The following is a 2,944-nucleotide window of genomic DNA, read 5'->3' as shown; positions in this document are numbered from 1 at the left end:
CCAGCAGTCCGGAAACGCTCATGCCACGCCTGCCGAGCCTGCGGACGACGGCGTCCAGTTCGTCCCTCACATCCTCACTGACGAACACCGTCTTGCGGTTCCTGATCTTCGGGACGGTGAGGTACGTTTCCCGGTACTCCTCCAGCGAGGCCCTGCGCTGCCTGCCGCTCGTCCTTCTTCTCACGGGGTCTTCCGGTTCCGCCGGGGTGTCCTTTCTTACCGTCTCCCCGGACACCTCCTCCGCATCAGTCCCGGATGGAATCACCGGTTCCGCATCCGTACCGGTGGATTCCCCCGGACCGGGTTCCATCATGAGCCTTTCCCACCACTCGTCGTGGCCGGGTCCGGGACTACAGCCGTTCTTTCTGTCTGCGGTTTCGGATGCCGCCGTTTTCTTTCCTCTTGGTATTTCAGTCGGTTCACTTTTCATTGTACATGGATTTTAGATGGTTGATACTGTGGGCACGGTCTACCCGTTTGCCCGGTTGTCGGAAGCAAATAAAACGATAATAACAAGTGCTGTGAAACGGACAGGTCCGATTGGCGGGGTTTGCCGTGTTATTCATATTGTTGGATCAGTCTGACGGTGATGACTTCACAAATATACGCACTGGAAATTTCCCACTCTTCGGGAACGGATCTGAACGTCTGTTTACTAAAAGCAAATGAATGTAAAATCCGATTTCCATGACATCTGACGACATATAATGACATCTGATGAAGGGGCGGAACCATATCCGGGAACAATCATTTACTTTGCGGATGAAATAAATACGCATATGGTGTCAAAGGTAGTCATCCTCTTGAAATTCAGGATGTTCCGCCGGGATTCACTAAATTGCGGCACGGAATCCGGATCCGAAAAGAGAATGAAACAGATGTCAAACCTGAAATTACATTGATTATGGAATAGTGAACATTGAGGCAAGGACCTTCGAGGCGATACTCTCGGCCTTCCGGACGTTCGCGGACCGGCTGGACACCCTCTGCCGGCTGTACGGTGACATGGAGGAAAAGAAATGGCTGGACAACCAGGAGGTGTGCCTGCTGCTGAAGGTCAGCCCGAGAACCCTGCAGACCCTGCGTGAAAACGGCACGCTGGCATACACACAGATCTGCCACAAGACATATTACAAGCCCGGGGATGTGGAAAGCATCATCCAGATAGTGGAGGAGCGCCGCAAACGGGCTGAAAGCATGGGAAGGTCGATCTGAAAGGCCATGAAAAACGAATGTCGAACAAAAAAAGATCAAGTCATGATGAACACCGATAACCGTCTGCTCACCCGTGAGAGCAGCGAGCATATAAGAGAGTTCTTCTCCACCGTCGAACGTCTCTCCGTTTCCATGGAGCGTCTCTTTGCCGGCAGGTCACCGGCGATGGCGGGCGAGAACTTCTATACGGACCGCGAACTGGCTGAAAAGCTGAAAGTGAGCCGCCGCAGCCTGCAACAGTACCGTGACAGCGGCCTGCTTGCCTTCACCCGGCTGGGCGGCAAGATACTGTACCGTTCCTCCGACATCGAGAAGCTGCTTGACGGCTGCTACAGGGAGGTGAGAACCAGACCGGAGGGACTTTAGGAAAGTTCCGTACGGGATCGTGAATGAAGGGGCGGGCGGTTGTCATACCGGCCGTCCCTTCGTTTTCTTTCCACCGGATGAACGACTTTGATTTGTTCATAAAGTATTTATAAACAGAGCATTTCCTTTATGAATTATGATCCGCTGACAACATTGGCATAACATGGTGGGACATGGAAACATTTTTCCGATATGGCAATAAGATACGGGGATTCCATTATAAAAAAAGACCCTTATTTTATTATGTCATTATGTTATTCTGAAATTGGGGCGGGCCGTTCGTGTACCGGTGGGACGATCCGTTCCCGTAATGGCGGCACATTCCGTACTGGTATCATTATCCTCCGGCAATGCCGTTTCCCGGTCTTTTCGGAGTGACCTTATGCCGGCCGGTGACAACCGCATGTCCGTGTGTAAACATGGCGGCGCATAAAAACAGGCACATCCTCCGGGCTCCTGTCCCGTCGGATGCGCCTGTCTCCGTTATGTCATATACAGCCGGACTCCTCCGGCCATACCTTTATCTGAGTATCGGGTTCGAGAGCAGTATCTTGTAATAGGCCACCCCGCCAATCTCTACCGGCATCCTGCCATCATGAACTGCACGCTCTTCCTCTCCACCTTCGCCTGCCACATGAGTCTCTGCACGATAAACCCCGCCGAGAACCTTGCGCATCTTTTGTCCTTCCAGACGATGCCCCCCTCGCTGTCATCGGCCCGGCAGATGTACCAGTCATCCGTCTCGTCGTCGTGGGCGAAGTTCACCCGTCCGCCGCCGAGAATTCCCAATTCGCTTGACATCGTCTTTGACAGATAGACAGTCCCCCTGCTGTCAAGGTTGATGGTCCGCTTACCCTTGTATGTGACTTCCTGCGGACGGGAGTTTTCCCTGTTGTATACTATCAGTGCCATAATTGTCTTTCTTTTATCGGTTGAACTGTTTTCGTTTTTTTTCAATACATGAAGCTTTCCACCGCCAGCATCCGGCTTTTCCATGCGAAACCGCTGTGGGTACGTACCGCGTCCACTATCCTGCATACTTTCTGCGATATGGCCGATGCCGATACGCCCATGCATTCCGCCAGTGCCTTGAACGAGAATTGCGCCTCATAGAACCTGAGCATGAACATCCGGTACTCCTCGTAGGAGAACTTCTGCCTTACGAAACGCAGTATGTCCTTAACCAGCCTCTCGCACCCGTTCAGGTCGTCCTCGGAAAGGAATTTTGCCTCCTCGCCACATCGGAGAAAGAAATCATCTTCAGGGTGTGCATACCGGTTCTCCCTTTTAATCTTTACCAGGGTCGCCTTTTTGTAGCATCCGATGAAATACGCGTCATAGTCCGTTATGTCCTTTCCGGGAA

At 52.3% G+C, this 2,944-nt stretch carries 4 protein-coding genes and 1 pseudogene; 2 read left to right on the top strand and 3 right to left on the bottom strand.

Features of this window, described 5'->3' with window-relative positions:
• The coding region (locus DWY57_RS11955) for a DUF3408 domain-containing protein (RefSeq protein ID WP_119961878.1) at positions 1 to 430 on the bottom strand (430 nt) is incomplete at its 3' end.
• A gap of 479 nt (positions 431 to 909) precedes the next feature.
• Between DWY57_RS11955 and DWY57_RS11950 the strand changes: the two genes are divergently transcribed.
• On the top strand, positions 910 to 1,215 hold the full coding sequence (locus DWY57_RS11950) for a helix-turn-helix domain-containing protein (protein ID WP_119961816.1): 306 nt from the start codon (positions 910 to 912) through the stop codon (positions 1,213 to 1,215).
• Between the two features lie 42 nt (positions 1,216 to 1,257).
• Positions 1,258 to 1,581 carry a helix-turn-helix domain-containing protein gene (locus DWY57_RS11945; protein ID WP_119961815.1) on the top strand — a complete coding sequence of 108 codons (324 nt, stop codon included), beginning with the start codon at positions 1,258 to 1,260 and terminating at the stop codon, positions 1,579 to 1,581.
• Positions 1,582 to 2,101: 520 nt separating this feature from the next.
• On the opposite strand, the pseudogene DWY57_RS20900 reads toward DWY57_RS11945, so the two are convergent.
• Both DWY57_RS20900 and DWY57_RS11930 read right to left on the bottom strand, forming a co-directional pair.
• Positions 2,102 to 2,493 (bottom strand): annotated as a pseudogene (locus DWY57_RS20900) (hypothetical protein).
• Positions 2,494 to 2,534: 41 nt separating this feature from the next.
• Positions 2,535 to 2,944 (bottom strand): sigma-70 family RNA polymerase sigma factor (locus DWY57_RS11930; protein ID WP_119961813.1); only part of this gene is annotated, 410 nt, incomplete at its 5' end.

The sequence above is a fragment of the Bacteroides sp. AF25-5LB genome, from assembly GCF_003602965.1.
Classification (GTDB): Bacteria; Bacteroidota; Bacteroidia; order Bacteroidales; family Bacteroidaceae; genus Bacteroides; species Bacteroides uniformis.
This window is presented reverse-complemented; position numbering and strand designations above follow the sequence as displayed.